At 60.5% G+C, this 5022-nt stretch carries 4 protein-coding genes and 1 pseudogene; 3 read left to right on the top strand and 2 right to left on the bottom strand.

The window, feature by feature from the left end:
- Together QT222_RS08030 and QT222_RS08025 are read right to left on the bottom strand one after the other, a co-directional pair.
- A pseudogene (locus QT222_RS08030) lies at positions 1-923 on the bottom strand (kinase anchor protein); the annotation flags it as partial.
- A 2-nt stretch (positions 924-925) separates the two neighbouring features.
- Positions 926-2998, bottom strand: coding sequence for a PrkA family serine protein kinase (locus QT222_RS08025; RefSeq protein ID WP_004060340.1), 2073 nt, complete (start codon positions 2996-2998; stop codon positions 926-928).
- A gap of 503 nt (positions 2999-3501) precedes the next feature.
- On the opposite strand from QT222_RS08025, the gene QT222_RS08020 reads away from it, so the two are divergent.
- From QT222_RS08020 to QT222_RS08010, 3 genes are all read left to right on the top strand, one after another.
- A complete protein-coding gene (locus tag QT222_RS08020) occupies positions 3502-3882 on the top strand; it encodes a DUF5820 family protein (protein ID WP_004060342.1) in 381 nt (126 codons plus the stop codon).
- 25 nt (positions 3883-3907) lie between these two features.
- Positions 3908-4357, top strand: a complete 450-nt coding sequence (locus tag QT222_RS08015) for a UPF0179 family protein (RefSeq protein WP_491476861.1) — start codon at positions 3908-3910, stop codon at positions 4355-4357.
- An 80-nt stretch (positions 4358-4437) separates the two neighbouring features.
- Positions 4438-5022: HAD family hydrolase (locus QT222_RS08010; RefSeq protein ID WP_491476860.1), on the top strand; the 585-nt coding region annotated here is incomplete at its 3' end.

The following is a 5022-nucleotide window of genomic DNA, read 5'->3' as shown; positions in this document are numbered from 1 at the left end:
ATGGTGAGAAGCCCATTGCCTTGCGAGAGCACGCCGTCGAAACTGAACGCCTGCGGGTTCTTGCGCCCGCGGGAGTTCAGTTCGCGAAGCATGCTCGGCATCCACGACCCGACGAGTCGCTCTTTGGGAGTCCCGTCGTCTTCCGAGTGGAGGACGCCGATGCCGCGACCCACGTCGACGACGTAGTTCTTCACTCGGAGGTGTTTCGGGTCCGTGACGGTGCTGAACAGTTCGTTCTTGCCGGCGCGGCGGAACTCCTCTTCGAGGTAGTTGTACGCCTCGAGACAGAACGGGTCGAGGTCCTGGTTCACGCTGATGGGGATGTGGTCGCCGTTCGCCCGGTTGAGGTCTCTGAGGAGTTGCCTTCGAACGTTGCTGGGGAAGACCGAAAGCGGGTGCGACTGAACTGGACTCTCGTACCAGTCCTCGTCGTCGGCGTCGACTTCGCCTCCGTAGGAGAGACCCCGCGTGTCTTCGGCGTTCGCGACGTTCCACTCGACAGTGTAGCGCCGCCCGGCGTCGGTCTTCGAGTACTCCCGGAGCCCGTTTATCAGACAGCGTTTCAACTCGGACTTGCCGGTCGCAGTCGGCCCATCGAACCAGACGATTTTCTCAGCCTTCCCGCGGTCGGCGGCGATGGTTCTGAGGTCGTCGACGAAGGCGTTGAGCACGTCTGTGTTGCCGAGAATCGCGTGCTCACCGTCGTTTGCGGGGTCGTCGAAGAAGCGGTACCGCTCTTTTTCTTCGCCCTGTTCGACGACCTGCCGGGTTCCCATCGACTCGATGGCTTCGAGCAGGTACTTCGACGCGTGCGACGCGATAGAGGGCGATTCGAACGCCGATTCGACGTACTCGGCGAGGCTCATCGGCTCCTCGTAGGTACCACGAAGCGCCTCGTCAGCGTCGCGGATGTAATCTCGCATGGTCACCCTTCGAGTTCGCTCTTGGCCACCTCCGCACCGGCGAACTCGAGCACCTCCCGGGCTCCGTCACGCGAGTAGCCCTGGTCGACGAGCGCGTCAATCCACGAGTTGCGTTCGTCGTCGTCCAGTTCGTTCGCGCTCACGAGCGCCGAGAAGTTGATGTTGTGTTTCTTGTCCTCCCAGAGTTTGCGCTCGAGCGCGCGGCGGAGTCGGTCGTTGTCCTGCGGGTTGAACGACGTTCCTTCGCGTGCGCGGCGCGAGACCCAGTTAGAGACTTCCTGCCGGAAGTCTTCCTTGCGGTCCTCGGGGATGTTGAGCTTTTCTTCGACGGCGCGGAGGAATTTCTCGTCTGGGTCCTGGTCGCGGCCCGTCAGTTCGTCTTCGACCGTCGCGTCGTCGATGTAGGCCATGACGTGGTCCATGTACTTCTCGCCCTGCCTTTGAATCTCGTCGATATCGTAGGCGAGAGCGTGGCGCACGTCCTCGATGGCGCGTTCTTTGTACTCCTCGCGGACCATCTCGAGGAAGCGGTGGTACTGTTCGAGGCTCTCTTCGGGAATCGACCCGTGGGTCTCCAAGTTCTCTCCGAGGTGGGTAAAGGACGAAAGCGGCGAGAGGTACTTCTTGTCACGGTGGGTCGCGTCCATGATTGCCTCGGCGATTTCGTCGCCGATGAACCGGGCGGAGACGCCGTCCATCCCCTCGGCGATATCGGCCTTGGATTCGCCCTCTTCGCGGAGTTTCCGCACGTCAACATCATCGCCATCGTCTAACTCACCGTTGTAGGCCTTGGCCTTCTGGACGAGCGAGATGGTATCCGAGTCGGGTTCGACGATTCGCGTGAGGACGCCGAACAACCCGGACATCTCCAGGGTGTGCGGTTCGACGTGGATGTCGGGCACGTCGGCGTTCCGGAGCATCTTCCGGTAGATTTCGGCTTCCTGTTCGTATTCGAGGACGTACGGGAAGTCGATGCGTTTCGTCCGGTCGTTGAACGCCTCCATCTTCTCGTCGCCTTTCTTCTCGCGGTACTCGGGCATGTTCGTCCGCCCGACGATGACCTGGTCGATGTCGATACGCGGGTTGTTCTTCGGCTTAATCGTCTGTTCCTGCGAGGCGTGCAGGAAGTCATAGAGGAACTCGCGCTGGAGTTTCAGCAGTTCCTCGCCGGAGAAGATACCCCGGTTGGCGTTACAGAACGCCCCGGCGTAGTCGAACGCCCGCGGGTCGGATTCGCCGTAGACCGCGAGTTTCGAGTAGTTGACATCGCCGGTCAGCTCCGTCTCGTCTTGGTTTTTCTTGTCCTTCGGCTCGAACGTCTCGATACACTGCCGCTTGTTCTCGGAGGCGACGAGTCGAATGATTTCGATGTGGTTCTCTAAGACGGACTCCAGGTCGTCGTCGTAGTGCGCGAGCAGACGGTCCATGTAGAACTCGGAGGCGGGGTCGAGCGCCTGGTCGTTCCGGATGGTGTACGGTGCATCGAGGTTCTTGTTCAGTTGCTCGATGACCATGTCGCGCTGTTCTTGCGGGAGCAATACGAGCGGGTCCTGATTCATCGGTGATGTGACCACGTCGTCGGCCGGGTCCTGATCACGGATGACATCGCCGAGGTTCGACCAGCGGAAGGTGTACATCCGCCCCTCGTCGCGCATCGTGTAGTCTTCGAAGTACCGTCGGGAGAGCCAGTCGAAGTGCGACTTCCCCGAGCCAACGGGACCCAAGAGGAGTTTGATACGCTTTTCGGGGCCGAGACCGCGAGCCCCGGATTTCACCTTGTTGACGAACTCGTGTATCGACTCGTGGACTTCGCGACCATAGAAGACGTTCTCTCCGTTGTGGAGCGGGTCTTCTGAGGCCATGAGGTACTCCACGACGCCCGCGTCTTCGTCGTAACGGGTGCCGTAATAGTCGAACATGTCCGCCACGCGTTGGTGGGCGTTGCGAGCGATCTTCGGATTTGCGTAGACCTCTTCTAAGTACCACTCGAAGCTCTTCGCCTCGCGGAGGTCCGCGGGCACTGAGTCTTTGTAGTGCTTGCTCAGGTCTGCGAGTGTTTCGATTTCGCCGGTCATTGTTCGTGGAGCCTCGTCGGACCAGCCGTCCCAAGACGGTCGAGGGCGACGCGCCCGTATTTACGGGTCGCAGACGACACACTACACTTCCGTCACGCGACGACAGGTCGCGGTGAGCGGGGAGGGCAGTACGTCGCCGCCGCTGCGCACTCACAACAGGTCGGCGATTGGCGACAGAATCGGCGGGTTAGCAGGCGATGCGTGGCGGCTCGCTCGGCCCGGTGACCGAGACTGATTTATAATGAGAGACGTTAGCATTTAACCCTTTCTCCGTTCCAAGTCAGGAGATTGTCATTAATCAGGAAATATCCAGATACATACCATCGAAATTGACCCTCTCATAGACCGAGGTGTGTCGATTTAATCGGCGATTCAGTCCGTTGACGGACTCGTTAATCGAGTCGCTACGGAATCATGTCGCCGTTCACCGACCATTTTCTTTGAGAGTCTTCGCCCCAGAGATAAGCGGGAAGGCTTAGGATGTACGGCGGACTAGCGGGGGTATGACCGATTTGCCCGACGGGTGGACACTCTGGAATGACGAGCACGAGGGGCGGCGAATCCTCGCGTACCGTCCAGACGTCTTCAACGAGAGTTCGTTCCCCGCCGAGTGCATGCCGACCATCTTCGTGTGGAATGGTTCGCGAGCGAAGCGACCCGGTGCGACACAGATTCGAACCGAGACGTGGCACGCCGTGCTTTACCTCGAACCCGAAATCGAGGCGGTCGTCGAGGAGTTCGACTCCCGCGAGGCGGCTGTCGAAGGTGCCGAAGACATCGCACAGCGGTTCGCCGATGGAGAGATAGATTACCGAGGTGTCTATCAGATCCCGCGTGAGGACTATTTCGACAAACTCGACGAGTTAACGGGTCGAGAGCCTTAACCGCCCTGCGAATGAACCTGACACCATGACCTCCATCACACTCATCGGTGCCCGCCTGGCCGACCCGGGTACCGAATTCGTCTACCGCGGTGAATCGAGTGCCTGTGAGGGATGTCCGTACCGCCAGCAGTGTCTCAATCTCACCGAGGGCGTTCGTTATCGCGTCATCGATGTACGGGAGAATACGCAGGTACTCGACTGCGCCGTCCACGACGATGGTGTCCGCGCCGTCGAGGTCGAACCCGCTCCGGTTCGGGCGAACGTGCCGTCGAAAGGCGCGTACGCCGGGAGCAAGGCCAGCCTCCAAGGCCCGTGCCCGCACACCGAGTGTCCGAGCCACCAGTACTGTGTCCCCGAGGGTGCTGAGTTCGACCAGGAATACCGTATCAGCACCGTCATCGGCGACCCGCCGCACGACCACTGTTACCTCGACCGAAACCTGACGCTCGTCGAATTCGAAGCGGCCGACGAGTAGCGACGGAGGTCAGACACGAGTAGCGCCTGTGTGTATCGCGTACGGGTAGCGTTTTTATCGTTTCTCTCAGTATCCAGCCTATGACGACCGCGGTCTTTTTCGACCTCGATTTGACGCTCCTCCAGTATACGACTGACTTCGAGAGTATTTTCGAGCGAGCGGTCCCGGACGCGCCAGATGGTGCCTACGAGCGATACGTTTCGGTGCTCCTCGATTCGTTCGACCAGCTTTCGACGGACCCCTACTACGAGGGGTTCGGCGCCGTCGTTTCCGAGTTCGATGTCGACGCCGACCCCGAGACGCTCACAACCCGGCACGCTGAGGCCGAACTCGCGGCGACGACCGTCCCCGAGTCAGCCCACGAGGCACTCGTTCGCACTGCGTCCGACAGACCAACTGGGATTCTGACGAACGGGACACTGGAGATGCAGCGGGCGAAACTCGAACGCCACGACCTCGAAGCAGTTGTCGACGCTGTCGTCGTGTCGAACGACCCCGATGTCGCAGCCCGAAAGCCGGACACAGGTATCTTCCATGCTGCCGAAGCGTCCCTCCCGGCGGACGACTACGTCTACGTCGGCGACACCTACGACGAGGATATCGTGGGTGCACGACAGGCCGGGTGGGATGCCATCCACGTCGGCACCGACGGCCCTGACGACGAC

The organism is Haloferax sp. s1, from assembly GCF_058382125.1.
This window is presented reverse-complemented; position numbering and strand designations above follow the sequence as displayed.

Excerpts from the sequence above, each read along its gene's own strand:
- QT222_RS08025 (WP_004060340.1), bottom strand. The coding sequence starts at position 2,998 with ATGACCGGCGAAATCGAAACACTCGCAGACCTGAGCAAGCACTACAAA.
- QT222_RS08020 (WP_004060342.1), top strand. The coding sequence starts at position 3,502 with ATGACCGATTTGCCCGACGGGTGGACACTCTGGAATGACGAGCACGAG.
- QT222_RS08015 (WP_491476861.1), top strand. The coding sequence starts at position 3,908 with ATGACCTCCATCACACTCATCGGTGCCCGCCTGGCCGACCCGGGTACC.